Source organism: Pseudomonas sp. HP_01, from assembly GCF_055284355.1.
Map to the genome: position 1 here is coordinate 18,631 of NZ_JBTOPV010000005.1, position 26,700 is coordinate 45,330.

Annotated in this window: 25 protein-coding genes; 11 read left to right on the plus strand and 14 right to left on the minus strand. The window is 60.7% G+C overall.

Going from position 1 to position 26,700, the window contains the following annotated elements:
• Window position 1: 1 nt before the first annotated feature.
• The 4 genes from ACYAR8_RS04890 to ACYAR8_RS04905 all read right to left on the minus strand — a co-directional run bounded on the left by ACYAR8_RS04890 (window position 2) and on the right by ACYAR8_RS04905 (window position 4,782).
• The gene (locus ACYAR8_RS04890; protein WP_074891403.1) at window positions 2–1,027 is read right to left on the minus strand and encodes a DUF1338 domain-containing protein; all 1,026 of its coding nucleotides are present in this window, start codon (window positions 1,025–1,027) and stop codon (window positions 2–4) included.
• A gap of 292 nt (window positions 1,028–1,319) precedes the next feature.
• A complete protein-coding gene (gene nadE, locus ACYAR8_RS04895) occupies window positions 1,320–2,147 on the minus strand; it encodes an ammonia-dependent NAD(+) synthetase (protein ID WP_463579223.1) in 828 nt (275 codons plus the stop codon).
• Window positions 2,148–2,205: 58 nt separating this feature from the next.
• Entirely contained in the window at window positions 2,206–3,405 is a 1,200-nt protein-coding gene (pncB, locus tag ACYAR8_RS04900) for a nicotinate phosphoribosyltransferase (RefSeq protein ID WP_463579224.1), read from the minus strand.
• Window positions 3,406–3,876: 471 nt separating this feature from the next.
• Entirely contained in the window at window positions 3,877–4,782 is a 906-nt protein-coding gene (locus ACYAR8_RS04905) for a LysR family transcriptional regulator (RefSeq protein ID WP_463579225.1), read from the minus strand.
• 156 nt (window positions 4,783–4,938) lie between these two features.
• Between ACYAR8_RS04905 and amaB the strand changes: the two genes are divergently transcribed.
• From amaB to ACYAR8_RS04945, 8 genes are all read left to right on the plus strand, one after another.
• Window positions 4,939–6,429, plus strand: a complete 1,491-nt coding sequence (amaB, locus tag ACYAR8_RS04910; RefSeq protein ID WP_463579226.1) for an L-piperidine-6-carboxylate dehydrogenase — start codon at window positions 4,939–4,941, stop codon at window positions 6,427–6,429.
• 187 nt (window positions 6,430–6,616) lie between these two features.
• Window positions 6,617–7,900, plus strand: coding sequence for an L-pipecolate oxidase (amaA, locus tag ACYAR8_RS04915; RefSeq protein WP_108119045.1), 1,284 nt, complete (start codon window positions 6,617–6,619; stop codon window positions 7,898–7,900).
• Between the two features lie 357 nt (window positions 7,901–8,257).
• Window positions 8,258–9,394 carry an ABC transporter substrate-binding protein gene (locus tag ACYAR8_RS04920; protein WP_074891393.1) on the plus strand — a complete coding sequence of 379 codons (1,137 nt, stop codon included), beginning with the start codon at window positions 8,258–8,260 and terminating at the stop codon, window positions 9,392–9,394.
• Between the two features lie 185 nt (window positions 9,395–9,579).
• A complete protein-coding gene (locus ACYAR8_RS04925) occupies window positions 9,580–10,494 on the plus strand; it encodes an ABC transporter permease subunit (protein WP_037015668.1) in 915 nt (304 codons plus the stop codon).
• A 2-nt stretch (window positions 10,495–10,496) separates the two neighbouring features.
• Entirely contained in the window at window positions 10,497–11,792 is a 1,296-nt protein-coding gene (gene livM, locus ACYAR8_RS04930; protein ID WP_463579227.1) for a high-affinity branched-chain amino acid ABC transporter permease LivM, read from the plus strand.
• On the plus strand, window positions 11,792–12,667 hold the full coding sequence (locus ACYAR8_RS04935; protein WP_108119043.1) for an ATP-binding cassette domain-containing protein: 876 nt from the start codon (window positions 11,792–11,794) through the stop codon (window positions 12,665–12,667). Before livM ends, ACYAR8_RS04935 begins: the two co-directional genes overlap by 1 nt.
• Window positions 12,664–13,380, plus strand: a complete 717-nt coding sequence (locus ACYAR8_RS04940) for an ABC transporter ATP-binding protein (RefSeq protein WP_108119042.1) — start codon at window positions 12,664–12,666, stop codon at window positions 13,378–13,380. The genes ACYAR8_RS04935 and ACYAR8_RS04940 overlap by 4 nt, the downstream gene beginning before the upstream one ends.
• A 771-nt stretch (window positions 13,381–14,151) precedes the next feature.
• Window positions 14,152–14,922 carry an SDR family oxidoreductase gene (locus ACYAR8_RS04945; protein ID WP_427683465.1) on the plus strand — a complete coding sequence of 257 codons (771 nt, stop codon included), beginning with the start codon at window positions 14,152–14,154 and terminating at the stop codon, window positions 14,920–14,922.
• 276 nt (window positions 14,923–15,198) lie between these two features.
• Here the strand turns inward: ACYAR8_RS04945 and ACYAR8_RS04950 are convergent, their stop codons facing one another.
• From ACYAR8_RS04950 to ACYAR8_RS04980, 7 genes are all read right to left on the minus strand, one after another.
• Window positions 15,199–16,335 carry an AGE family epimerase/isomerase gene (locus ACYAR8_RS04950; protein ID WP_463579228.1) on the minus strand — a complete coding sequence of 379 codons (1,137 nt, stop codon included), beginning with the start codon at window positions 16,333–16,335 and terminating at the stop codon, window positions 15,199–15,201.
• Between the two features lie 229 nt (window positions 16,336–16,564).
• A complete protein-coding gene (locus ACYAR8_RS04955; protein WP_463579229.1) occupies window positions 16,565–17,137 on the minus strand; it encodes a HupE/UreJ family protein in 573 nt (190 codons plus the stop codon).
• A 49-nt stretch (window positions 17,138–17,186) separates the two neighbouring features.
• Window positions 17,187–17,801 (minus strand): urease accessory protein UreG, encoded by a 615-nt coding sequence (gene ureG, locus ACYAR8_RS04960; protein WP_037015648.1) that lies wholly within the window; start codon window positions 17,799–17,801, stop codon window positions 17,187–17,189.
• 58 nt (window positions 17,802–17,859) lie between these two features.
• Window positions 17,860–18,534 (minus strand): urease accessory protein UreF, encoded by a 675-nt coding sequence (locus ACYAR8_RS04965; RefSeq protein ID WP_463579230.1) that lies wholly within the window; start codon window positions 18,532–18,534, stop codon window positions 17,860–17,862.
• Entirely contained in the window at window positions 18,531–19,031 is a 501-nt protein-coding gene (gene ureE / locus ACYAR8_RS04970) for an urease accessory protein UreE (protein WP_463579231.1), read from the minus strand. Before ureE ends, ACYAR8_RS04965 begins: the two co-directional genes overlap by 4 nt.
• Before the next feature lie 380 nt (window positions 19,032–19,411).
• Window positions 19,412–20,044: a TetR family transcriptional regulator gene (locus ACYAR8_RS04975; protein ID WP_108119037.1), complete on the minus strand. Its 633-nt coding sequence runs from the start codon at window positions 20,042–20,044 to the stop codon at window positions 19,412–19,414.
• 248 nt (window positions 20,045–20,292) lie between these two features.
• Window positions 20,293–20,514, minus strand: coding sequence for a hypothetical protein (locus tag ACYAR8_RS04980; protein ID WP_463579232.1), 222 nt, complete (start codon window positions 20,512–20,514; stop codon window positions 20,293–20,295).
• A 316-nt stretch (window positions 20,515–20,830) separates the two neighbouring features.
• Here ACYAR8_RS04980 and ACYAR8_RS04985 point away from each other — a divergent pair, with 316 nt between their 5' ends.
• A complete protein-coding gene (locus ACYAR8_RS04985) occupies window positions 20,831–22,900 on the plus strand; it encodes an AsmA family protein (protein ID WP_463579233.1) in 2,070 nt (689 codons plus the stop codon).
• Between the two features lie 240 nt (window positions 22,901–23,140).
• On the opposite strand, the gene ACYAR8_RS04990 is transcribed toward ACYAR8_RS04985, so the two are convergent.
• Entirely contained in the window at window positions 23,141–23,674 is a 534-nt protein-coding gene (locus ACYAR8_RS04990) for a ferritin-like domain-containing protein (protein ID WP_065987767.1), read from the minus strand.
• Between the two features lie 330 nt (window positions 23,675–24,004).
• Window positions 24,005–24,343 (minus strand): osmotically-inducible lipoprotein OsmE, encoded by a 339-nt coding sequence (gene osmE / locus ACYAR8_RS04995; RefSeq protein ID WP_074891372.1) that lies wholly within the window; start codon window positions 24,341–24,343, stop codon window positions 24,005–24,007.
• Window positions 24,344–24,541: 198 nt separating this feature from the next.
• Between osmE and ACYAR8_RS05000 the strand changes: the two genes are divergently transcribed.
• Both ACYAR8_RS05000 and ACYAR8_RS05005 read left to right on the plus strand, forming a co-directional pair.
• Entirely contained in the window at window positions 24,542–25,432 is an 891-nt protein-coding gene (locus ACYAR8_RS05000) for an esterase/lipase family protein (RefSeq protein ID WP_463579234.1), read from the plus strand.
• A gap of 58 nt (window positions 25,433–25,490) precedes the next feature.
• Window positions 25,491–25,727, plus strand: coding sequence for a hypothetical protein (locus ACYAR8_RS05005; RefSeq protein WP_074891368.1), 237 nt, complete (start codon window positions 25,491–25,493; stop codon window positions 25,725–25,727).
• Between the two features lie 26 nt (window positions 25,728–25,753).
• On the opposite strand, the gene ACYAR8_RS05010 is transcribed toward ACYAR8_RS05005, so the two are convergent.
• Complete coding sequence (locus tag ACYAR8_RS05010) at window positions 25,754–26,638, minus strand: DMT family transporter (RefSeq protein ID WP_463579235.1); 885 nt, start codon at window positions 26,636–26,638, stop codon at window positions 25,754–25,756.
• Between the last annotated feature and the right edge of the window lie 62 nt (window positions 26,639–26,700).

Sequence of the window (26,700 nt, forward strand, 5' to 3'; positions counted from 1 at the left end):
GCTAAGCCTGCTTCGAATCGGTCATCTTGAAGATGCCCTGGGCGTTGCTGCTGTCGAAGTTGAGATCGATCCTGCCGTTATCAGGGTCGATCTTGCGCTGAATGAACTCCACGAATGAGCCCGGCACCTTATGCGCCACCACGACGCCCTGGGCATTCAACAGTTCTCGGCTCACCGTGCAGGCTTTGTACGCGGTCTGCATGACCCTTCCCGAACCTGATACCTCGATGCTGTCCTTCATCGGCCGCTCGCGCCGATTCTGCTCTGCCACCGTCGCTTCAAGATTCACCACCCGGTCGGTCAGATGATTGAAGCTGTTGCCTTCAGTAGCGATCCACGCCATTTCCGCGCTTTCGCTCAACAGTTGGCGATAGTCGTCCTCCCGAACGACGCCGTGCTGGCGGCCAAACGCGCGATACAGCGCCGGCAGCAGGCGCGTGGCTTCAGCCAGGCTGCAATGCCGGGTGGTGCGCAGGCGATTGAGGACACTCAGGTCTTCAGGGCTCAACGGGTCGCGGCTCGAGCCGACGACGCGGCTGACCGCGTCTTGAAACGACTGACTGAGTCGCCCTGGGTGCAGTTCGGAAACGAAGAACTGCGCGATGTCTTCCGGCAGGTCCATCTGACGATAGCCCCAGCCGGTCATGTTCAGTTTGGTCAGCGGATAGGTACGCACATCGGTGAAACCCAGCGGCTCCAGCAGGCGCGAGAAGGCCTGGCGACCACGCGGCAATTCGCCGTTCCCCGCCCAATCGACGGTGCGGATGGCGCCGTGGTCAAACACCACCTTGCGGCCGACCTCGAATTGCTCGTCCACATAGCGAAGCCCGTCCGGCACTGCCTCCACCAGCTTGTGGAACAGGCACAGGTTCAACGCTTCGGCCAGCCACACTCGGTGGATCGCCTCTTCAGACCAGGAAAACCCGCTCAGCGCTTGTGGCACCTCGACGCGGTGTTCCAGCCATGCCGCAGCGGGCTGGCCGACAGTGGACGCAACGAGTGTGAAGAGGCCTTGGAAAGCAGTCATGGATAGCGGCTCTGGGCGGGATAGTCAGAGCGCTATGTAAGCCGTGATGGCGAGCGCCATCAAGCGAAAAGAACTAACGGGTTCATTCCGTTTTTGAATGCAGCGCCGTTCGACCTGCGCTGCGTATCGCGTGAATCACTGTAGGAGCGCGCTTGCCCGCGAATGAGTTGGGTCAGTTATGCACATGGCGACTGACAAAACGCTTTCGCGGGCAAGCACACTCCTACAGGATTTGCATGCGCTTAAGCGACTGGATTCACAGCCCAAAGGCGCGCTACCGTTCCCGGAAGGATTACGGCGCGTACGGCAGATCCCGTTTGTGCTGGGTCTTGCGGTAAGTGCTGACAATGATCTCGGCGGTTTCCTGTTTGACCGGCTCGCCGTGCAGGAAGGCGTCGATCTCGGCGTAGCTGATGCCGTGGGCCGCTTCGTCCGGTTTGCCGGGGACCAGTTCTTCGAGGTCGGCAGTGGGGACTTTCTCGACCAGGTTCTGCGGGGCGCCGAAGCTGCGGGCGATGGCGCGAACCTGGTTCTTCACCAGACCGCTCAACGGCGCCAGGTCGCAAGCGCCGTCGCCGAACTTGGTGTAGAAACCCATCACCGCTTCAGCCGCATGGTCGGTACCGATGACCAGACCGCCTTTCACGCCAGCAATGGCGTACTGCGCGACCATCCGCGCCCGGGCCTTGATGTTGCCTTTGACGAAATCCACGGTATTGGCCGGCTGGCCCTCGAAGGCTTTGATCTGCTCGACCAGCGCCTTCACCGAGGGCGCGATGTCCACCGTGTGGCGCTCATCGGGATTGATGAAATCCACCGATGCGGTGGCTTCGTGTTCGTCGTGCTGGATGTGATACGGCAGGCGCACGGCGACGAAGGTGTAGGCAATGTCGCCGGTACTTTCGCGCAGCTCGCGAATGGCGCGTTGGGCCATAAGACCCGCTGTCAGCGAATCCACGCCACCGCTGATGCCCAGCACCAGCACCTTCAGACGGGCGTTATGCAGGCAGTCCTTGATGAATTGCACGCGGCGGCTGACTTCCGCCTGCAGTGCCCCATCATTGGCAAAAGGCGGCTGGACGTTGAGCTGCCGGGCGATCTCGCGCTGTACGTCTTGCATGATTGACTCCTCGAGCAAAAAAGGAATGGCATAAAAAGGGCGGCGGTCGGTGCTCGACTCAGGCTGGCACCTTGAATACGTGGCGCAGATAGGACACGAATTCCGGGTCCTTGCACTGCGTTTTGCCGGGCTCGTCGGAAATCTTGGCGACGGGCTGGCCGGCGCAGGCGGTCATTTTCAGCACGATGCTCATCGGCTGAATCCCCGGGATGTCGGCGGTCAGGTTGGTGCCGATCCCGAAACTGACGTTGATGCGGCCCCGCAGCGCCCGGAATATTTCCAGCGCCTTGGGCAGATTCAACCCGTCGGAGAACACCAGCGTCTTGCTCATCGGCTCGATGCCCAGCTTTTGATAATGCCGGATGCATTTTTCGGCCCACTGCACAGGATCGCCCGAATCGTGGCGCAGGCCGTCGAAGAGCTTGGCGAAGAACAGGTCGAAATCACCGAGGAAGGCATCGGTGGTGATGCAGTCTGTCAGCGCAATACCCAGCAGGCCTCGGTATTCGCGCACCCAGCAATCGAGGGCGGCAATCTGGCTGTCGATCAGGCGCGGGCCGAGTTGCTGGTGGGCCATGATCCATTCGTGGGCCATGGTGCCGAGAGGCTTGAGGTCGAATTTGCGCGCCAGGTGCACGTTACTGGTGCCGACGAACTGGCCGGGGAAATCCTTTTTCAGCACCGAAACGACGTCTTCCTGCACCGCGTAGGAGAAACGCCGGCGCGTGCCGAAGTCAGCGACTTTCAATTCCGCCAGTTCGTCGGCGGTGGCGGTTGCGTTCAGCCAGTCGAATTTTCGATACAGCTGATCGCGAGCCTGACTGAGCAGGGTTTCCGGGTTGCGATGGCGATTGCGGACTTCGCTGACGATGGCCAGGACGGGCACTTCGAAGAGGATCACGTGCAGCCAGGGGCCGGACAGGCGGATGCACAGTTCGTCGTTTTCGATGGTGGTCTGGACATAGCGCAAGTTGAAACGGAACAGCCCGAGGAAACGCAGGAAGTCGGGCTTCATGAAATTGATGCGCTCGAGGAAACCGGTCTCTTCGACACTCAGCGACAGGTCGCAGAGCTGCTCGATCTGATAGCGGATCTCGTTCAGATACGGCCTGAGGTCTTCACCGTTGCGGCAGCGAAACTCCCACTCGACTTCGACGTTGGGGTAGTTGTGCAGCACGGCCTGCATCATGCTCAGCTTATAGAGGTCGGTATCGAGCAGGTTCTGCACGATGCGGTCCGCGAAAGCGCTCTCACTCATTGTGTCGCTCCAGCCAGCAGCGGCCGCCAAGGTGCGGCCCGGGATTCAATTGGGTGTGTCGCATACAACCTTGCGGTAGCGCTGTGGCGGTACGTCCGGTTTGTTATTGACGATGGCCGACATAATGCCAGTGGTCGTGGAAGAGGGGCAGAAATGTTTCAGCGATCGTGGGACTGGCTTTAGCCGGGAAGGCGTCAGTCGTCACACCGCAGATTTGATGGTGAGCAAACGGGCCTCCTCCCGGCTGAAGCCGGTCCCACTAAAAGCCTTGCGTGCATCCAGTGGGGCTGGCTGAAACGCTAACTGTGGGACCGGCTTTAGCCGGGAAGGCGTCGGCATTCACCCCGCAGATTTGATTGTGAGCGAACGGGCCTCTTCCCGGCTGAAGCCGGTCCCACTAAAAGCCTTGCGTGCATCCAGTGGGGCTGGCTGGAACCCCAACGTGTGGGACTGGCTTTAGCCGGGAAGCTGTCACTGCGGCGTTGGCTCATTGAGCTGTTCGAGCATCCATTCCACAAACACGCGAATCTTCGGTACTTCCGCCGCACGCTCCGGGTATGCCAGGTAATACGCATCCTGGCTGGGGAGGGCGTGTTGCCAGGGGATGATCAGCTTGCCGTCCGCCAGCTCTTCCTCCACCAGAAACCGGGGCAGTAGCGCGACGCCGCAGCCCACTTGCGCTGCGCGAATGCACATATAGATCGTTTCGAAGCGCGGGCCGTGATAGCTGTGCTCGGTCTGGTAACCCTGACTTTCGAACCAGTCATGCCAGGCCTGGGGACGATGCGCGTTTTGCAGCAGGACCAGATCGGTCAGTTGCGTAGGATCGGTGAACGGCTCCTCAGGCACGCTGCCTGGAGCGCAGACCGGGACGAGCTCTTCACTGAACAGCCTCACGCTCTCGGCACCGGGTCGGGCGCCACCGCCGAAATAGAACGACAGGTCGCAGCGGCTCTGGGCCAGGTCATCGCTTTCCTGTTCGTTGACCAGATCCAGATGAATGTGCGGATGACGCAAGCGCCAGCCCTTGAGCCGCGGTACCAGCCAGCGGGCGCCGAAGGTCGAAGGCGTCGATACGCGCAAGACTTCGGTTTCGCCGCCGTAGGAACGCAGGAAGTGCGTCGACATTTCCATCTGCGTGAGCACTTTGCGCACCTCGCCCAGGTACAGCGCTCCGGCTGGCGTCAGTTGCAGGCGCCGACGAACCCGTCGGAACAACAGATGCTGCACCAACTCCTCCAGCTGGGCGACCTGCTTGCTGACGGCGCTCTGGGTGAGGTTCAGCTCCTCGGCCGCACGGGTGAAACTCAGGTGACGGGTCACCGCTTCAAAACATTGCAGCGCGGTGACCGACGGGAGATGGCGTTTGCTCAGCATATTCGGCTCGTTCAGCGTCAGCATGAAAAAACGGAATGATATCTCGCTTAATCGTCGTTTGTTGCAGTGTCGCCGGGCAGCTATTACTAGAGGCTGACGAAATAACCAATATTTGGCATTCCGCTTTCGCGCTTACGATCAGTTTCAGGAGAAATCATGCTCAACGACCTGCTTACCCGACTCGGTGTCGATGCCGCGCTTTATCAACAGGGCGACAAGCCTGTTCACACGCCGATCGATGGCAGCCAGGTGGCCTCGGTGAGCTGGGAAAGCGCCGCCGAAGTCGAGCAGCGCATCACCCGCGCCGACCACGCCTTCGAAGCATGGCGCAAAGTGCCCGCGCCCCGTCGTGGCGAGCTGATTCGTCTGTTTGGCGAAGCGCTGCGCAAGCACAAAACCGACCTGGGCGAGCTGGTGTCGTGGGAAGCCGGCAAGATCACTCAGGAAGGTCTTGGCGAAGTGCAGGAAATGATCGACATCTGCGACTTCGCCGTCGGCCTGTCGCGTCAGATGTACGGCCTGACCATCGCCTCCGAGCGCCCGGGTCACCACATGCGTGAAACCTGGCACCCGCTGGGCGTCGTCGGCGTCATCAGCGCCTTCAACTTTCCTGTCGCGGTCTGGTCGTGGAACACCGCATTGGCACTGGTCTGCGGTAACTCGGTGATCTGGAAGCCTTCGGAAAAGACGCCGCTGACGGCGCTGGCTTGCCAGGCACTGTTCGATAAGGTCGCGGCTGAGTTCTCGGACGCTCCGCAGTACCTCACCCAATGCATCGTCGGCGGCCGTGAAGCCGGTGAGGCGTTGGTCGATGACGTTCGCGTCGCGTTGATCAGTGCCACTGGCAGCACGCGCATGGGCCGCGAAGTGGCGCCGAAACTCGCTGCACGTTTCGCCCGCAGCATTCTTGAGCTGGGCGGCAACAACGCGATGATTCTGACCCCAAGTGCCGACCTGGATCTGGCCGTCCGCGCGGTGCTGTTCAGCGCTGTCGGCACGGCCGGCCAACGTTGCACCACCCTGCGCCGTTTGATCGCGCACTCGTCGGTGAAGGCGGAGTTCGTCGAGCGCCTGAAAGCGGCATACGCCAAAGTGCGCATAGGGCATCCGCTGGAAGGCAATCTGGTGGGTCCGCTGATCGACAAGCAAAGCTACGAAAACATGCAAGAAGCCCTGGAACAGGCGTTGAGCGAAGGCGGCAAGGTGTTCGGCGGCAAGCGCCAGTTGCAAGAGCAATTCCCCAACGGTTACTACGTCTCGCCGGCCATCGTCGAGATGCCGGAGCAGAGCGATGTCGTGCGCAGCGAAACCTTCGCGCCGATTCTGTACGTGGTGGGCTATGAGGAATTCAGCGAGGCGGTGCGCCTGAACAATGATGTGCCCCAAGGTTTGTCGTCCTGCATCTTCACCACCGACGTGCGCGAGGCCGAGCAATTCATCTCGGCGCTGGGCAGCGATTGCGGCATCGCCAACGTCAACATTGGCCCGAGTGGTGCAGAGATTGGTGGCGCGTTCGGTGGCGAGAAAGAAACCGGCGGCGGTCGCGAATCCGGCTCGGACTCGTGGAAAGGCTACATGCGCCGCCAGACTGCGACCGTGAACTACTCCCGGGAATTGCCGCTGGCGCAGGGGATTACGTTTGATTGATGCTTTGCGCTGGGTGCTCTGGTTTTAAATGATCGTACCCACGCTCTGCGTGGGCACGCCCTTGGCAGGCGCTCTGCGCCCGCTTTTGTGACGCGGAGCGTCGCCAGTTGCATTACCACGCGGAGCGTGGGAACGATCAACAGTGTGGGAACGATCAGGTCTGGCTGTCTCTCTCCGAGGTTTTGCGATGCCGTTACGCGAAGAGTGTCTGTGGGAAACGCTGACGCCGCAAAGGCCTGAAGCGCCCGCGTTGAGCGGGGAAGTGACTGTCGATGTGTGCGTCATCGGCGCAGGTATCACGGGGTTGTCGGCAGCCATTCATCTGCTTGAGCAAGGCAAGACGGTCGCTGTCGTCGAAGCCCATCGCACCGGGCAGGGCGGGTCCGGGCGGAACGTAGGACTGGTCAACGCCGGCCTGTGGATTCCGCCTGACGAAATTGAAGCCGGCTTCGGCGAGAAAGTCGGCAGCCAGCTCAACACCATGCTCGGCAATGCGCCATCGCTGGTCTTCAGCCTCATCGAAAAATACGGCATCGACTGCCAGGCGACGCGCAAAGGCACGCTGCACATGGCGCACAACGCCAAGGGCGAGCTGGACCTGCGCAGCCGGGCAGAACAATGGACGCGACGCGGCGCGCCGGTGGAATTGCTCACCGGCAAAGTCTGTCAGGAAGCGACCGGCACCACAGAAATCACCTCCGCATTACTCGATCACCGCGCTGGCACCATCAACCCGATGGCCTACACCAGCGGGTTGGCGGCGGCCGTCACGCAATTGGGCGGCCAGCGTTTCGATCACTCGCCGGTCAAGCGCCTTGAACGACAAGGCTCGCGCTGGTGCGTGATCACCGAAAACGGGGCGGTGCTTGCCGAGCAAGTCGTCATCGCGTCCAACGCCTACACCGAGGGCGAATGGACGGAGCTGCGGCGCAACTTCTTTCCCGGCTATTACTATCAGGTGGCCTCGGCGCCACTGACCGAAGACGCGGCGCAGCAGATTTTGCCGGGCGGGCAGGGCTCCTGGGACACGCGGCAGGTGCTCAGCAGCATTCGCCGCGATGCCGATGGTCGGCTGTTGTTGGGCAGTCTGGGCAATGGCAATCAGAAGCCTGGGTGGTTTCTGAAGGCATGGGCCGATCGTGTGCAGCAGCATTATTTCCCGTACCTCAAAACGCTTGAGTGGGAATGCACGTGGACCGGCTGCATCGCGTTTACGCCCGATCACTTGCTGCGAATGTTCGAGCCTGCACCAGGACTGGTCGCTGTCACCGGTTACAACGGACGCGGGAACACCACAGGAACAGTCGTCGGTAAAGCATTCGCCGATTATCTGTGCAGTGGCAACGCCAGTGTCCTACCCATCCCCTTTGCGCAGATGCAGCCGCTGGCGGCCGTCGGACTGCGCAGTTCTTTGTATGAGGCTGGCTTTTCGCTATACCATGCGGGCCAATGCCTCAGAATCGTTATCTGAGAAGAATTCCCTCTCCAAAACAACGCTTTCTCCTACATCCACTACCCTCAAATGGTGCGGCCCGTAGCGGTGCCGCACCGGCGGTGTGCAGTTAGGTGACGCACGCTGTAACAACAGGGTTGTACAGGTGAGGATGGCGCGGTTGCGCGGCTGTCTCGCCAGGGTTGCTCTTTTAAAGTCGCAAGGTTGCACCTTGCGCGGTTTAGACGGTTGCACGCCCCGTGAAAAAGGGCAGGAATCAGTCGGATAGCAACAAAACGACGAGTTTCTCAAGAATAAAAAACCGATGGCACGCCACTTGCTCGCAGCAGCTCTGTGGTCGCAGTGCTAATTAAAAAACCCAAGGAGCACCAACTCATGTCGCAGACGTTCTACAGAAAAGGCTTTCTCGCACTCGCAGTGGCTACTGCCATGGGTGCGGCTTCATTTGCGCAGGCAGCCGACATCAAGATCGGCGTTGCAGGCCCGATGACCGGCGCCAACGCCTCATTCGGCGAGCAATACATGAAGGGCGCTCAAGCAGCTGCCGATGCCATCAACGCTGCGGGCGGCGTCAACGGCGATAAAATCGTCCTGACTGCCTACGACGATGCGTGCGAACCGAAACAGGCCGTTGCCGTTGCCAACAAGGCTGCGTCTGACAAAGTCGCCGGCGTTGTCGGTCACTTCTGCTCCTCCTCGACCATCCCTGCGTCGGAAGTCTATGACGAAGCCGGCATCATCGCGATCACCCCTGGCTCCACCAACCCGACCGTTACCGAGCGCGGCCTGAGCGCCATGTTCCGTATGTGCGGCCGTGACGATCAGCAAGGCATCGTTGCCGGCGACTACATCGTCGACGTGCTCAAGGGCAAGAAGATCGCCGTCATCAACGACAAAGATACCTACGGCAAAGGCCTGGCAGACGCCACCGCCAAGCAGCTGACCAAGCGCGGCGTGAAGCCTGTGCTGGAAGAAGGTCTGACCCGTGGCGAGAAGGACTTCAGCGCCCTGGTCACCAAGATCCGCTCCGTTGGCGCTGACGTCGTTTACTTCGGCGGCCTGCACCCGGAAGCCGGCCCACTGGTTCGCCAACTGCGTGAGCAAGGCCTGAAAGACGTGAAATTCATGTCCGACGACGGCGTTGTCACCGACGAACTGGTCACCACCGCTGGCGGCGCGCAATACGTCGATGGCGTGTACATGACCTTCGGCGCCGACCCGCGCATGCTGCCAGACAGCAAGGCCGTGGTTGAGCAGTTCCGCAAATCCGGCTACGAGCCAGAAGGCTACACCCTCTACGCCTACGCTTCGGTTCAGGCCCTGGCCGCTGGCTTCAACGGCGCCAAGTCGAACAAAGGCGAAGACGCTGCCAAGTTCCTCAAAGCCCACCCGGTCAAAACCGTCATGGGCGAGAAAGCCTGGGACACCAAGGGCGACCTGAAAGTCTCTGACTACGTGGTTTATCAGTGGGACAAGGACGGCAAATACCACCAGCTCGAAAAGCAGAAGTGAGTTAAGCGCTTAGTCGGATCGGTTGTTTCACGGGGGTGAGCCGGGAAACAACCTGATCCGGTAATCGGCGCTGTCTGACGGCGGCGCCGGATTTCTTCTGTTGCCACTGTGTGCGCCGATCTATTCCTCACGAGGGAGTGGTCGCCGCGCGCCAGGTTGGCCTTTCAAGTTCGTGAGCGTGCGTGATGGACGGTATTTTCCTGCAGCAAATGGTCAACGGCCTGACACTGGGCTCGGTCTATGGCCTGATTGCCATCGGTTACACGATGGTCTACGGCATCATCGGCATGATCAACTTCGCCCACGGCGACGTTTACATGATCTCCGCCTACCTCGCAGCCATCGGCCTCGCCGTGCTGTCGTTCTTCGGCGTTGAGTCATTCCCCTTTCTGATTCTCGGCACGCTGATCTTCACCATTGTGGTGACCGGTGTGTACGGTTTCGTCATCGAGCGAGTGGCGTACAAACCGCTGCGTAACTCGACCCGTCTGGCGCCGCTGATCAGCGCGATCGGCATCTCCCTGATTCTGCAGAACTACGCGCAAATCGCTCAGGGCCCGCGCCAGCAAGGCGTACCGACCCTGCTCGAAGGCGCCATGCGCTTCGATGTCGGCAGCGGTTTCGTACAGATCACCTACACCAAAATCTTCATCCTGATCGCTGCTTTCGTCGGCATGGGCGTACTGACCTACATCATCAAGTACACCAAGCTGGGCCGGATGTGCCGCGCCACGCAGCAGGATCGCAAGATGGCCTCGATTCTGGGCATCAACACCGACCGGGTCATTTCGTACGTGTTCGTCATCGGCGCGGCCATGGCGGCACTGGCCGGCGTGCTGATCACCATGAACTACGGCACCTTCGACTTCTTCGCCGGCTTCGTCATCGGCATCAAGGCGTTTACCGCAGCGGTGCTTGGCGGCATCGGTTCGCTGCCAGGCGCCATGCTCGGCGGGCTGATCCTGGGGGTTGCCGAGTCGCAGTTCTCCGGCCTGATCAACTCCGATTACAAAGACGTGTTCAGTTTCGGCCTGCTGGTAGTGATTCTGATCTTCCGTCCCCAAGGCCTGCTGGGTCGCCCACTCGTGGCGAAGGTATAACCATGTCTGCACCTACTAAACCTATCGATATCAAACAAAGCCTGATTGACGCGGTGATCGCCGGCCTGCTGGCGCTGATCGTGTTTGGCCCGATCGTCGGCATCGTGCTGGACGGCTATGGCTTCAACCTGCAACCGGCCCGCGTAGCCGTGCTGGTGGGCGTGGTCGTTGTCGGCCGCTTCTTCATGAGCCTGTTCCTGCAGACACCAAAAGGCGTGGCCATTGCCCAAAGTTTTGAAAGCTCGGGCTCCGGCGTGCACGTGCTGCCGCCGGGTTACAAGACGCGCCTGCGCTTTATCATTCCGTTGATGATCCTGATCGCGGTGATCTTCCCGATCTTCGCTGACAAGTACGTGCTGACCGTGGTCATCCTCGGCCTGATCTACGTGCTGCTGGGCCTGGGCCTTAATATCGTGGTGGGCCTCGCCGGTCTGCTGGATCTGGGGTACGTGGCCTTCTATGCCATTGGCGCGTACGGCCTGGCGCTGGGTTATCAGTATCTGGGCCTGGGGTTTTGGTCGGCGTTGCCGCTGGCAGCCATTGCAGCGGCGCTTGCCGGTTGCATCCTCGGCTTTCCGGTGTTGCGGATGCACGGGGATTACCTGGCGATCGTGACCCTGGGCTTCGGCGAGATCATCCGTCTGGTGCTCAATAACTGGCTGTCGTTCACCGGCGGACCGAACGGCGTGGCAGTGCCGGCGCCGACCTTCTTCGGCCTGGAATTCGGACGTCGCGCCAAAGACGGCGGCATCCCGATCCATGAGTATTTCGGCTTCGAATACAACCCGGACCTGAAATTCATCTTCATCTACACCGTGCTGTTCCTGGTGGTGCTGGCTGTGCTGTACGTCAAGCACCGCCTGACCCGCATGCCGGTCGGCCGCGCGTGGGAAGCCCTGCGTGAAGACGAAATCGCCTGCCGCTCCATGGGCCTGAATCACGTGCTGGTCAAGCTGTCGGCCTTCACCATCGGCGCTTCGACGGCGGGTCTGGCCGGCGTGTTCTTCGCCAGCTATCAAGGCTTCGTCAACCCGACCTCGTTCACCTTCTTCGAGTCGGCGCTGATCCTCGCCATCGTCGTGCTCGGCGGCATGGGCTCGACCGTCGGCGTGGTCATCGCGGCCTTCGTGCTGACCGTCGCACCGGAACTGCTGCGCAGCTTCGCGGAATACCGCGTCTTGCTGTTCGGCATCCTCATGGTGCTGATGATGATCTGGCGTCCCCGTGGCCTGATCCGCATCAGCCGTACCGGCGTGCAGCCACGCAAAGGCGTGCTGGCTAAAGTGGAGGGCGTGTGATGAGCGACGAAATCGTTCTGTCCGTCGAAAACCTGATGATGCATTTCGGCGGCATCAAGGCCCTCAGCGACGTCAGCCTGCAAGTGCGGCGTAACTCGATCTTTGCCCTCATCGGCCCGAACGGCGCCGGCAAGACAACGGTGTTCAACTGCCTGACCGGCTTCTACAAAGCCACGGGCGGGCGCATCGAGCTCAACGCGCGGGGCAAGAAGACCAACGTCATTCAGCTGCTCGGCGAGCAATTTCGCGCCGCCGACTTCGCTTCGCCGAAGCGCTTCGGCAGCCGCCTGTACTACAAAATGTTTGGCGGCACGCACCTGGTAAACCGTGCGGGGCTTGCGCGAACTTTCCAGAACATTCGCCTGTTCAAGGAAATGTCCGTCGTCGAGAACCTGTTGGTCGCACAGCACATGTGGGTCAACCGCAACATGCTCGCCGGCATCCTCAACACCAAGGCCTACCGCAAGGCCGAAGACGACGCCATGAGCACCGCGTTCTACTGGCTCGAAGTGGTGGATCTGGTCGACTGCGCCAACCGTCTGGCTGGCGAGCTTTCCTACGGCCAGCAACGCCGTCTGGAGATCGCGCGGGCGATGTGCACGCGTCCGCAGGTCATCTGCCTGGACGAGCCGGCAGCTGGTTTGAACCCTCAGGAAACCGAGGCGTTGAGCGGCATGATTCGCCACCTGCGCGATGATCACGACATGACCATCGTGCTGATTGAACACGACATGGGCATGGTCATGGGCATTTCCGACGACATCGTCGTGCTCGACCACGGCAACGTGATCGCCAGAGGCAAACCCGAGCAGATCCGCAACGATCCGAAAGTGATCGCCGCGTACCTGGGCGCTGATGAAGAGGAGTTGGTATGAATAAGCCGATCCTCGAACTGAAAGAGATCGACGTGTATTACGGGCCGATTCAGGCCCTGAAGAAAGTCTCGATGCACATTGACGAGGGCGAGACGGTCAGCCTGATCGGCTCCAACGGCGCGGGTAAATCCACGCTGCTGATGTCGATCTTCGGCCAGCCGCGCGCGGCCAGCGGCCAGATCATCTATCAGGGCACCGACATCACCCACAAGTCGTCCCACTACATCGCATCCAACGGCATTGCTCAGTCGCCGGAAGGCCGCCGTGTGTTCCCTGACATGTCGGTGGAAGAGAACCTGATGATGGGCACCATCCCCATCGGCGACAAACACGCCAGCGAAGACATGCAGCGCATGTTCGAGATGTTCCCTCGGCTCAAGGAGCGTCGCAACCAGCGGGCGATGACCATGTCCGGAGGTGAGCAGCAAATGCTCGCCATCGCGCGCGCGTTGATGAGCCGTCCCAAGCTGCTGCTGCTGGATGAACCGAGCCTGGGGCTGGCGCCGATCATCGTGAAGCAGATCTTCGCGACGCTGCGTGAGCTGGCGCAGACCGGGATGACCATCTTCCTGGTCGAGCAGAACGCTAACCATGCGCTGAAGCTGTCGGACCGCGCTTACGTCATGGTTAACGGCGAGATTCGCCTGACGGGTACTGGTAAGGAATTGCTCACCAATGAGGAGGTCAGGAACGCCTATCTCGGCGGTCACTGATTCCTGATCGCTGCAGTAAAAACAAGCCCCGGGTGGACAACTTCCGGGGCTTTTTTATGGCAAAGCCGAATTGTGGAAAACAATTTTGAGAAGGTGCGAAAACGCGACATATAGCCGCTGCAAATTGCTGTTTTGTCACGCTTTTGACTTGTTCAGTTTTACTGTGGAAGCGACTGTGAATAAGTTGGGAGCAGCTGGCTGGAGGCCTTTGATTACGTGGCTTCCAGCCGTCTGATCAATATTTGACCACTTGTTTCGGCCGGTATTTCAGTGGGGTTTGTCAACGTTCTTGTGGCTGGTTTTTTATACAGTCTTTGCGTGATGCCGACCTGTGGATAAGTCTGTGTGCAACCGTTGGAAAGAGCGCCGCAGATAGCGCAATCTGTGGTCTGGGGCGTGTATTCCTGTCCACGCACCCAAGTCCTGAGAAAATTCGACGGCAGATGGCCCATGGCCGGTCAAGTAAAAACATCGTTCAAGTTACCCACACGCCCCGTATGCCGGGACTCTCGGCGTTTCGAGTTGCCCCCAGAAAATGGTTGCCTGACTGTGGATAAGGTGGGCAAAAGTATCTGTAGGCCATACGGAATAAGGGCTTGGGGAAGTTGGTTGTTTTTTATACAGCAGAACGGCCGTATGACGATGTTGCTGATGGTGCTTGATCCCGGCCTGTTAGCGCGGGCATTCTCCAGAACCTTCCTACACGCAACGCTGCTTGCGTGACATTCCCGCTTGGCTTGATAAGCCCGCATCGTTAGTCAGGAGAAAGAAATGACCTCTACCGTATTCATTACCGGGGCCACTTCCGGGTTTGGCGAAGCCTGCGCCCGTCGTTTTGCCGAGGCGGGCTGGTCGCTGGTGCTGACCGGTCGCCGTGAAGACCGCTTGCAGGCGCTGAGCGCCGAATTGTCGAAACAGACCAAGGTGCACACGCTGACGCTGGACGTGCGTGATCGGGCGGGCGTGGAGCGCGCTGTGGAAAGCCTGCCGGCTGAATTCGCGAAGATTCGCGGCCTGATCAACAACGCAGGCCTGGCGCTGGGGATTGATCCTGCACCCAAGTGCGATCTGGATGACTGGGACACCATGATCGACACCAACATTAAAGGGCTGGTGTACACCACGCGCACGCTGCTTTCGCGTCTGATCGCCTACGGCCGCGGCGCCACTATCGTCAACCTCGGCTCGGTGGCGGGGAATTATCCGTACCCGGGCGGTAACGTGTATGGCGGCACCAAGGCGTTTGTCGGTCAGTTCTCGCTGAATCTGCGCAACGACCTGATTGGCACCGGCGTCCGAGTAACCAACCTTGAGCCGGGGTTGTGTGAGAGCGAGTTCTCGCTGGTGCGTTTCGGCGGCGATCAGGCCAAGTACGACGCCACCTACGCAGGCGCCGAGCCGATCCAGCCCCAGGACATCGCCGACACCATCTTCTGGATCATGAACACGCCGGCCCACGTCAACGTCAACAGCCTGGAACTGATGCCCGTCAGCCAGACCTGGGCCGGGTTTGCGATTGATCGCAGTCGTGGTGAGAAGTAAGTCAGTTTTACTGATGTGATCGTTCCCACGCTCCGCGTGGGAACGCGCTAACTGACGCTCTGCGTCGCCGGTTGCGGGACGCGGAGCGTCCTGGGCTGCATTCCCACGCAGAGCGTGGGAACGATCGTTAGGCCGAACCTGTAGGAGCCGGCTTGCTGGCGAACCGGGTGTGTCAGACGCACAAATGGCACTGATCCACCGCATTCGCCAGCAAGCCGGCGCCTACAGATCCAGAGTGAGCGTCACATCTCTCAGCGTGCCTGGGCCCGTTGTGTTTCAGCCACTGAAATACTCGACCAGCCCGATGTAGCAGGTCGCCAGGTGATACGGGGTCGTGGAAGGCATGTCGCTGCGGCTGATCTGCCCCTGGCTGTCGAGGCACTCGTTCCAGCCGGTGGGGTGCAGAAACTGCGTTTGCAGCGCAGTCAATTGGCGCGCCAGCAGATGTTCGCTCTCAGGTCGCAAGGTCAGCGCGCGCAGGTATTCAGCCTGAGCCCAGATGCGCTGCGTGCCGTCTTTCACCGAACCGTTCACTTCCAGCATCGCCGCAACCGCGCCCGTCGTTTGATCGACGCCCTGTGCCTCGGCGTGGGCGAACGCAGTCTCCAGCGAGCGATACAGCGGCGTACCCCGCAGACGCGCAGAAGATGCCAGCAGGTAGAACCATTCGAACTGGTGCCCCGGCTCGGACCAGTTATCCACAGCGTCCAGCGGTTTTTCCAGCATCACCCCGTGCTCGACATCGACGAAGCGTCGCTGCATGGCTTCCACCAAGGCATCCAGCGCCCCCTGCGTGTCAGCGTCATCGCGCACCGCGAGCGTGCCGAGAAACGCTTCGGCCAGATGCATCAAGGGGTTTTGCAGCGGGCCGGCGTTCAGCGAAGACCAATCTTCGGCCAGCACGGATTCGTACAAACCATCGCCATCGGCGAAGCGCTCGGCGACCACGTTCAGCGCGGCATTGAGCACCGACTCCACCAGCGGCTCACGAACCTTGCCCCAGTAATGCGCACAGGCAAAGACGATGAAAGCGTGGGTGTAGAGGTCCTTGCGGCGATCCAGCGGCGCGCCCTGTGTATCGATGCTGTAGAACCAGCCGCCGTGCTCGGCGTCGTGAAAGTGCTGCTGCAACGAACGAAACAGCGCCGCCGCGCGAGTCGCGGCGTCGGGTACGTCGGGGTGATCGATCAGGCTCGAAAACAGAAACAGCTGACGCGCACAGGCCATGGCCCGGTAGCGCTGCGGCGGCAAAGGCCGATGCTGAGCGTCGACCGCCTCGAACGGCAACGCCATCTCGGCATTCCACCCCGGGCCCTGCCACAACGGCACGACCACGCGCATGAAGTGTCGTTGCACCTCGGCGAATGCGGCGGACAGTTCAGACTTGGCGGTGGGGAGGAAAGCGTCAGGCATCGGATGGCGTCACGGCAGGGGCAGATTGCGCGACATGGTAACAGGAGGTGGGGATCTTGCGTCAGTTGCGGGTATCAGGAGGAGGGCGCTTGGCTGCGCCGATGATCCGTGTACGACACCGGTCCTGTGTAGGAGCGCGCTTGCCCGCGATATCGGTGTGTCAGACAACCTGTTTGTCGCTGACAGATTGCAATCGCGGGCAAGCGCGCTCCTACAATGATGCCGTCATCTAGCCCGCAAACAACCAGACGCCTGTCGCCGCCGAGAGTGCGCCGGCGATCCGCACAACCGGTGCCGCCGCCGCTGGCAGGAAGCGCACCACGGCATAACCCGCTGCGTGCAATGCCGCAGTCGCGCCAACGAAACCGAGGGCATAACCCCATGGGCTGGACATCTCCGGCAGCTCCAGACCATGGGCCACGCCGTGGAACAGCGCAAACAGCGCCGTCGCCGCCACTGCCACGAACAGCGGCGGACGCACCGCCAGCGCCACCGCCAGGCCCAACGCAAACACTGACGCCGCAATGCCGCTTTCCAGTGCAGGCAGCGCCAGCCCTTCAAACCCGAGCAAGCCGCCCATCAGCATGGTGCCGACGAACGTGCACGGCAGTGCCCAACGCGCAGCGCCTTTTTGCTGTGCAGCCCACAGCCCGACAGCGATCATCGCCAGCAGGTGATCAATGCCGCCCAATGGATGGCTGATGCCGGCCACCAGACCGCTTTCGTCGTGGCCGGGGTGAGCGAAGGCCAGCGCCGGGATGAGGAGCAGCGCCAACGCGCCGAATACTTTTTTGCCGTTCATGAATGAATTCCTTGCTTCACTTGGGTGTGAGCCATTTGGGTGGACGAAATCATGCCGCAGTCAGCAGGCCCTGACGCTCGATGAACGCGACGATCTGCTCCAGGCCGTGACCGGTTTTCTGGTTGCTGAACACGAACGGCTTGTCGCCGCGCATCTTCTTCGTGTCGCGGTCCATCATCTCCAGCGATGCACCCACCAGCGGCGCGAGGTCGATCTTGTTGATCACCAGCAGATCGGATTTGCAGATGCCAGGACCACCCTTGCGCGGCAGCTTGTCGCCTGCTGACACGTCGATCACGTAGATGGTGAGGTCCGACAGCTCCGGGCTGAACGTCGCCGACAGGTTGTCGCCACCGGATTCGACGATGATCAGGTCCAGCCCCTCGAAGCGCCGATTGAGCTGGTCGACGGCTTCCAGATTGATCGACGCATCTTCGCGGATCGCCGTGTGCGGGCAGCCGCCGGTTTCCACGCCGATGATGCGCTCGGGCGCCAGTGCTTCGTTGCGCACCAGAAAGTCAGCGTCTTCACGGGTGTAGATGTCGTTTGTGACCACTGCCAGGTTGTAGCGATCGCGCAGGGCCAGGCACAGCGCGAGCGTCAGCGCGGTCTTGCCGGAACCGACCGGACCGCCGATGCCTACGCGCAAAGGTTGGCTGTTCATTCGTTCTCTCCGTTAAGCGTGTTGTGCGGTTCGAGGTGCTGCAGCGATGGCGGCCACCTCATGATCGGAACAGGCGGCTGTACTGCCGCTCATGGTTCATGCTCGCCAGCGCCAAACCGAATGGCGCGCTGCCGATGTGTTCAGGGTTCAGTGCGGTGGCGTGTTGCTGAGCCTTTTGCAGCAGAGGCAATAGCTCGCTGGTCAGGCGCTGGGCGGCTTGCTGCCCCAGCGGCAGGGTCTTCATCAGCACTGCCAACTGATTTTCCAGCCAGCTCCAGAGCCAGGCGGCGAGTGCGTCCTGAGGACTAATCTGCCAGGCGCGCGCGGCCAGTGCCCAGCCCAGCGCCAGATGCGGCTCGCCCACACGTTGTAGAACGTCTCGCGCAGGTTGATCCATTTCCGGCAGGCCGTTGAGCAGTTGTTGCAGCGAGTAGCCCATCTGCCGGCTTTCGAGGTGCAGCTCGCGTGTTTCGCGGCTGGCGCGGTGTGCTTCGCTCAATTGCAGTAGCGTCGCCCAGTCGTCTTCGGCAGCCGCTGTGCAGTGCGCCAGTAAAAGCGGCGCCTCGAAGCGCGCAAGGTTGAGCAGCAACTGGTCGCCAATCCAGCGGGCGGCGCTGGCCGAGTCGTGAACGGTCGATTGCTCGACCGCCATTTCCAGGCCCTGGGAATAGCTGTAGCCGCCGATTGGCAGCTGGGGGCTTGCCAGACGCAGCAGCGCCCAGGCGGCGTTCACGTGCGTACGCCGAATTGATGAATGCGCGGCGCGTAGTTGAAGTCTTCCTCACCGGCGCGCGAGTGGTGATGGCCGCCGCCGTAGGCACCATGTTCCGGCTGGAAGGGTGCTTCGAGGGATTCGGTGGTGGCGCCCAGTTGATCGAGCATGGCCTTGAGCACGTAGTCGTCGAGCAGACGGAGCCAACCGTCGCCCACTTGCAGCGCCACATGGCGATTGCCCAGGTGATACGCCGCGCGGGTCAGCTCGAAGGCATTGCTGCACGTCACGTGCATCAGTTGCTCGGGGCGCGCGCAAACACGCACGATCCGGCCGTCTTCAGCCTTGAGAAAATCGCCGTCACGCAGCGGCGGCTGACCGCGTTCGAGGAACAGCCCGACGTCTTCACCCTCGGCACTGAAACAGCGCAGCCGGCTCTTGCTCCGCGCCTCGAATATCAAATGCAGCTCTGCGGCCCATTCGGCCTGAGGTTCGGTCCGTTGATGAATCACCAGCATCAGAAAGCTTCCAGCAATGTGCGATGCAAGTGCTAGAGCAAGTGGCTTGCCAACAGGCGAGCAGAACAGAAATTGCCTGAATACGGTGCAGAGGGCCGAAATTCCGCAGGCGTGACGCTCAGTGGTGGGGCGCGGGGAAAGGTTGCGCACCGGCATGGTGCGCTTGAGTGGTGACGCTACTAATCGGTACGGCGCTGGAATCTTCTGGGGTGGATGCTAGGTCTACGCGGGCAAGCGCGCTCCTACACGGGATCGCGTTTCAAACGCAGGTTTCCATCGCCTGCGACGACGACTTCAACACTATCGCCGTGATCCATCTTTAATAGCGCAACCCACTGTAGGAGCGCGCTTGCCCGCGAATAGCCTTCGCAGGCGCTGAATCACTCAGTACTGCCCAACCCCTGCCAGCGCTTGGCGCCGATGAAGATGAAGCGCAGCTGTTGAGTGATTTTCGCGCGTGGGGTCAGGTGTGCGGCCAATGCCGGGGGCGGCGGGTCGATCAGCTCGGGGAGCATGGCGAACACGCTCTTCACCACCAGGTCGGCCATGACCGAAAGGTCGTCGGTGTTCAGGTGCCGGAATTTGGGCATTGATGCCAGATCGGTCGCGAGGTCGGCGATGATGCCTTCGCGCAGCGCACCGAGCGCCTGACGGACTTTCAGCGAGCCGCCGTATTGCTCCCGCGCCAGAAACAGAAACTGCGAGCGGTTGGCGGCGACGACATCCAGAAAGATGCGGATGGAGGCATCAATGATGCCGCTGTCGATATTGTGGTTGTGACGCACGCGCCGAATGGTTTCACGGAAGGTCTGGCCGACCTCGCTGACCAGCGCCAGGCCCAGGTGGTCCATGTCATCGAAATGCCGGTAGAAACCGGTGGGCACGATGCCGGCGGTTTTCGCCACTTCACGCAGGCTCAGGCTGCCGAAACCGCGTCCGCTCTCCATCAGGCCCCGTGCTGCATCGAGCAGGGCATGGCGGGTCTGCTGTTTCTGTTCGGCGCGGGGCAGCATGGGGCGTGTATCTGATGGAGGCATGGGCCGCAACTCTAGCAAATGCGTTTGCGTGGCGTCGAACCCGGTTTTGCGTCGGGCAATAAAAAGCCCGGCGATCAGGGCCGGGCTGTTCTCATGTTTTTTGTCGTGCCGATTTTTGGGTGATCTGACCGGCCTCTTCCCGGCTGAAGCCGGTCCTACGGGGTGCGCGTGTCTTCCGTAGGACCGGCTTTAGCCGGGAAGGCGTTACATGCAGCGAGTATCGCTCAAGAAACGCGCTGATACTGCTGAATCAGGCGATCCGGGCCGTTGTCGGCCACGCGCTGGTATTGATTGATCAATCGATCCGGGCCGTCTTGCGCAATGGTCGGCAAACCGGAATGCTGCGTCGCCTTCGCTTCGCCGAGGATCGCTTGTTCGCTGGCAGGCATCGCGAATGCGCTCGAGGCAAGGAGGGAAAGGGTCAGGGCAATCAATTGGCGTTTCATGGAAGGATGCTCGGGTGTAAAGGGGGGTGTGAACGTGTTGGCGACTTTACCGCTGCCCGTTCGATAAAGAAGTTCAGCGGGCTGATGGTGACCATCGACAGAAATGATGCGGCTTCGCGCACCTTGCCCGGCGGGCGTTTCAGCGTGTTTAAGGCCAATCCTCAAACCCTTCTGGATGTACGGTATTGGCGGGCTGCGGAACTTTTCTGGCCATGAATACAGATTTCATCAAACCGACGCGGCTTTTCTCAGTCGAACCATTACGACGTACGACACGCGCCCTGGATGGCGCGTCGGTTTTTGGGGAGACAACGCAATGACGCGAGGCCGTAAAATCTTTGCCTGGACAGCTGCAATCCTGCTGCTGTTGCTGGTGATTCTGATCATTGTGATCGCGACGTTCGACTGGAACCGGCTCAAGCCGACCATCAATGAGAAGGTGTCTGCAGAACTGCATCGCCCCTTTGCCATCAACGGCAATCTGGCGGTGAGCTGGCACCGTGAGCCCGACGAAGGCGGATGGCGCGCCTGGGTGCCATGGCCGCATATGTCGGCGGAAGACATTTCACTGGGCAACCCGGAATGGTCGAAGACGCCGCAGATGGTCACGCTCAAGCGCGTCGACCTGCGCTTGTCTCCCTTGCCATTGCTGGCGCAACGCGTGGTCATTCCGCGTATCAACCTGACCGAGCCCAACGCGAAGATCGAGCGTCTGGCCGATGACCGCGCCAACTGGGTGTTTGATCTGCCCAAGAGCGACCCGAACGCCAAACCGTCGAGCTGGGTGGTCGACATTGGCTCGATCGGCTTCGATAAAGGCTTCATGAGCTACAACGACCAGAAGATCAACACGGCGGTCGATGTCGTCATCGAGATGCTGGGCAAGCCCATTCCCTACAGCGACATCGTCGGCAGCAGCGAGGCGAAGAAGGTCCAGGACAAGGGCGCTTCGGCACAGGACTATGCCTTCGGCTTTACCGCCAAAGGCCAGTACCACGGCCAGAAGCTAAACGGCAGCGGCAAAGTCGGTGGACTGCTGGCATTGAAAGACGCCACGCAGCCATTCCCGGTGCAGGCCGACGTTAGCGCGGGCGCCTTGCGTGTCGCCATTGCGGGCACCGTGACCGATCCGCAGAACTTGGGTGAGCTGGACCTGCGCCTGAAACTCTCCGGCGACAGCCTCAGCAATCTGTATCCCTTGACTGGCGTGACCCTGCCGGATTCCCCGCCGTACTCCACCGATGGCCGCCTGATCGCGAAACTGCACGACCCGGCGGGTGCGTCCTTCCAGTACAAGTCCTTCAACGGCAAGATCGGCGACAGCGATATTCATGGCGACCTGGGCTTTGTCGCCAGTGAACCTCGCCCCAAGCTGACCGGCGCGTTGGTGTCCAATCAATTGCTGATGGCGGACCTCAAGCCGCTGATCGGTGCCGACTCCAATGCCGAGCAGAAAACCCGGGGCGGCGAGAGCAAGCAGCCGACAGGCAAAGTGCTGCCGGTCGAGGAATTCAAGACCGATCGCTGGGCTGCCATGGACGCCGACGTGGAGTTCACCGGCAAGCGCATCGTGCAGAGCGCCGACCTGCCGTTTACTGACCTGTACACCCACGTAGTGCTCAACGATGGCGTGCTGAGTCTGGAACCGCTGCGATTTGGTGTGGCGGGCGGCAAGCTCGACGCCGACATCAAGCTCAACGGCCACACCCAGCCGCTGGAAGGGCGTGCGAAGCTTTCGGCCCGGGGCTTCAAGCTTAAGCAGTTGTTCCCGACTTTCGAGCCGATGAAAACCAGCTTTGGTGAGCTCAACGGTGATGCCGACCTCAGTGGCCGTGGCAACTCCGTGGCGGCGTTGCTGGGCACGTCCAACGGCGATCTGAAGATGCTGATCAACGACGGCGCTGTCAGCCGAGGCCTGATGGAGATTGCCGGCCTGAACGTCGGTAATTACGTGGTCGGCAAGCTGTTCGGCGACAAGGACGTGAAGATCAACTGTGCGGCCACTGACGTAGGCTTCAAGGACGGCCTGGCGAGCACCAAGGTGTTTTTGTTCGACACCGAAAACGCGATCATTTACGTCGAAGGCACGGCGAACATGAAGACCGAGCAACTGGACATGAAGGTGACGCCGGAATCGAAAGGCTTCCGGGTTTTCTCCTTGCGTTCGCCGCTGTATGTGCGCGGGCCGTTCAGCAAGCCCAATGCCGGCGTCGAGTCGGGCCCGTTGTTGCTGCGTGGCGCAGGCATGGTGCTGTTGGGCGCGGCAGTCGGGCCGGCGGCAGGGTTGCTGGCGCTGGTGGCACCGAGCAGTGGCGACGCGCCTAACCAATGCACCGGTTTGCTGGAGCAGATGCGTTCAGGCAAGGCGCCGAAAACGGTGAAGTGAATTCGGCGCAATGATTCTGCGCCCTAGTCCGCTCGTGTAGGAGTGAGCTTGCTCGCGAAAAGGCCAGTACAGCCGACATATCTCGGCGCCTGGAGCACCGCTTTCGCGAGCAAGGTGGAGCGCCACCCCGGTCACTCCTACAGTGGCCGCGTGCAGCACATAATCCTGCGGGGTCTTCAATCCCGCACCCACAAAAAAGCCAGGGCATGTGCCCTGGCTTTTTGCGTTGCGTGCGGCGTATCAGAGGCCGTCGAGCAGGTCGGCCATGTCGTCGGCGTGCTCTTCTTCTTGCGCCAGAATCTCTTCGAAGATACGGCGGGTGGTCGGGTCCTGATCACCGATGTACTGAATGATTTCACGGTAGCTGTCGATCGCGATGCGCTCGGCTACCAGGTCTTCAGTGATCATCTCTTTCAGCGTGTTGCCGGCCACGTACTGCGCGTGGGAATTCTTGCTCAGCAGGTCCGGGTTGAATTCCGGCTCGCCGCCCAACTGCACGATGCGCTCGGCCAGCTTGTCAGCGTGTTCAAGTTCTTGATTGGCGTGTTCCAGAAACTCGTCAGCCGCCGCGTGGGATTTGATGCCCTTGGCCATGAAGTAATGGCGCTTGTAACGCAGGGTGCAGACCAGTTCAGTGGCCAGCGACGAGTTCAGCAAACGCAGGACCTCATCACGGTCACCGTTGTAGCCTTCAGTGACGGCGCCGTCTTCGACGTTTTTGCGTGCGCGCTCTCGCAGGGTGGCGACGTCGGTCATTGGGTGCAGATTGATCATCAGATTTCTCCAGGGCTGTTCCGGTTTTTTTCCGTCGCGCTCTGTTGCGCCGTGCTTACGCAGGCGCCCGGCAGGATCGGGGTCTTAATGTGTGAGTGGTGGGCGCTGGCAAAAGTTTGATTTTTGTTCGCAGACTTTTTGACGCGGGTCAGATTGTCGCGGGGTAAGGTCGCGGGGGGTAGAACCAAGGCGGGGTCAGGACGGGGTGCGCATCTTTGCGCAGGAATCGCCCGCGATGACAGCAGTGCCGGGCATCTTTGCGATGCCACGGCGCTCGTGATCGCGAGCAGGCTCATCCAATCAAAGCCCTTTCATACGAAGGGCCTCAGATCACATGGCGCGTTCGTTGGCGTCACGCTGTTCGCAGGTCATGAAGCCCTTGCTGTTGACGCGGCCATTGTTGTCGAAGGTGACGTAGTACGCCTGCTGATGGCCTTCGCGGTTCAGCACGTAGTTGTTGCAGGTACCTGGATGGGCGCGACGCTGCATGGAGGTCGATGGGGTGCCACCAATGGTCAGGACCTGTTCTTTGGTCATGCCTTCCTCAACCTGCTTGACCAGCGGCTCATTGCGATAGGTCGCGTAATCAACCGGGTTCGGCAGGGTGGTCGATGCGCAACCAGCCAATGCGGCCATGGAAATCACTACTGCCAGGGATTGCTTGAACATTCGAATCGCTCCGCGAAAAAGGCCATTGTTGGCCCGTTGCTGTTAGGAGCGTTGAAGAGGCGAAAGAGTTCGATCAAATTGATGGCGATGGGGCATTACCGGGTTCTGTCATGTTTCATGAATGTTTCCCGACTACTTTCATATAGCTGACTTGACCCGATTGCTCTGATCAAAACGCTCACTCAGGAACGTCCCTTCATGCCGCAAGAACAGGCCACGCGTTATCCCATCGTTCTGGTACCGGGATTGATGGGGTTCGTAAAGCTGGTGGTCTATCCGTATTGGTTCGGTATCGTGCCGGCGCTGCGTCGGGGCGGCGCGCATGTCATTCCGGTGATGGTTTCGGCAGTCAATTCCACCGAGATTCGCGGGGAACAACTGCTGGCCCGCGTGCAGGAAATTCTCCTGGAAACCGGCGCGGCCAAGGTCAACCTGATCGGTCACAGTCAGGGTGCGCTGACCATTCGATATGTCGCGGGTGTTCGCCCTGACCTGGTCGCCTCGGTCACCTCGGTCGCAGGGCCCAATCATGGCTCGGAACTGGCCGATTACTTTGAAGCGCATTACCCGCCCCGCACCGTGAAAGGACGTGTGGTCAACGCTGCCATCCGCCTCGCCACGCTCATCACCAGCCTGCTCGACACCGGTTATCGCGGCACGCGTCTGCCCGTGGATGTCGACGCTGCGCACCATTCGCTGACCACGCGCGGCGTGGCGCGCTTCAACCGGCTGTTCCCCCAGGGATTGCCCCAACACTGGGGCGGGCAGGGCGACGAGGAGGTCAACGGCGTGCGCTATTACTCGTGGTCCGGGACGCTGCAAGCGGGGCGCACCGAACGTGGCAAGAACGTCTTCGATACGTCAAATCTCACCTGCCGAATATTTGCTCGCACGTTCACGAAAGAGCGAGGTCAATCTGATGGCATGGTCGGGAGGTGCAGTTCTCACCTGGGTAAAGTCATCGGTGATGACTACCCGCTCGACCATTTCGACATCGTCAACCAGCACTTCGGGCTGGTGGGCAAGGGAGCCGATCCCCTGGGGTTGTTCCTTGAACATGCCGCGCGTCTCAAAGCCGCCGGTCTTTGACTTATTTGGCCGTAGTTCGTGATCAGTCGACCCGTGAGGTCGCGTAGGAAGAGATGCGATGAGCGATAAAGAGCTTTATGAAATCGAGTACACGCTGGCCGGTGAGCACCATGTCGATCTGATTGAAAACCTCGACGTGCCGATTATCGAGGTCGTGCACGAGCTGGCGCTCAAGCACAACGTGGCCGTTGAAGATGACCCCTTCGATACCGGCGAGGACACCATCGGTCTGCCCCATGTTCTAGGCATTACCGACGTGTCGATTCACGCTGCGCAGGAGCACGACAAAGCCTGATTGCCGGTTTCATCCGAAGGACAGGCTTAATGGATTGCGGCCTTGCGCAGCGGTGTGGTCCAGCGTTCTGCCAGGATCACCCCGCCCAGCGTCAGGGCACCGCCGATGAAGTGATACGACGCCAGCTGCTCGCCCAGTGCGAGCGCAGCGACCAGCGCCGTCAGGATTGGCACCAGGTTGAAGAACAACGTGGTACGGCTTGGCCCCAGGATGGAGATCGCTTTCATCCACAGCAACGGCGCGAGCATCGAGGTCGGGATGCACGCATAGAGCACCAACGGAATGTTGCTCGCGTTCAGGCCGGTTTTCGGTGAAATTGCGAACAACGGAAACAGCGCGATGATCGCCACCAGAATCTGCAGGTACAGCAGCTGCAACGGCGGCATGCGCAACTGCCATTTCTTCAGCAGCGTGCTGTAGGTCGCATACGCCAGTGTCGCGACCAGCATCATGACGTCGCCGATGTTGATGCCATGGGCAATCAGCAAGCTCCAGCTCCCTTGGGACACCACCCATAACACGCCCGCAAACGACACGATTGCGCCGACCAGTGCGCCCGCGGTCAGCCGTGTGCCCAGGCTGGCAATCGACATGCCCAGGGTCATCACCGGCACCAGAGACAGAATGATGCCCATGTTGGTGGCTGTCGTGATATTCGCCGCGTAGTACGCCAGGCTTTGATAAATCGCCATGCCCAGCACGCCCAGCACCGCCACCTTGCCGATGATGGGTTTAATCTGCGCCCGGTTGCGCAGCACGGGACCGAGCAGAAACGGCGTGAACAGCAAGCCCGCCAGCAACCAGCGATAGAAGCCGATCTCGGCCGGGAAAATACGCCCGGCGGCTGCCTTGGTGATGACGTTGTTACCCGCCCAGATCATGACGGTGAGCAGTGGATAAAGGTATTGCATGACCGGACCGGCGGCTGAGTGAGGCGCCATTATCGGCCTGTCAGTCCGCGCGTCCAGCGTGC